The sequence below is a fragment of the Microvirga pakistanensis genome (assembly GCF_004458765.1).
In the GTDB taxonomy this organism is placed as follows: Bacteria; Pseudomonadota; Alphaproteobacteria; order Rhizobiales; family Beijerinckiaceae; genus Microvirga; species Microvirga pakistanensis.
Map to the genome: position 1 here is coordinate 1 of NZ_SPJX01000474.1, position 223 is coordinate 223.

Consider the following 223-nt stretch of genomic DNA (forward strand, 5'->3'; position numbering starts at 1 on the left):
TCGATGTCGAACTCGGGCGTGATGACGGGATCATCGATCGCAGCGATCCGCTCCTCGCAGAGTCCGCGCGCGAAGCCAGTCACGTCGAACCGGGATGAGCCGTTTCCGTCAGAGAGGTCGCGATGGGCCGCACCGAGGGCCTGAAGGCGCTCCCTCATGCGCCCCAGCACGCGGCTGGTTGCCTCGTCTTCCGCATGGCGGCTCTCGATGCCGATCAGCGACA

Annotated in this window: 1 protein-coding gene; it reads right to left on the bottom strand. The window is 66.4% G+C overall.

Going from position 1 to position 223, the window contains the following annotated elements; genetic code table 11:
* Positions 1 to 218, bottom strand: a 218-nt coding sequence (locus tag E4K09_RS31150) for a histidine kinase dimerization/phosphoacceptor domain -containing protein (RefSeq protein ID WP_425293871.1), incomplete at its 3' end; no start/stop codon positions are given.
* Positions 219 to 223 lie beyond the last annotated feature (5 nt).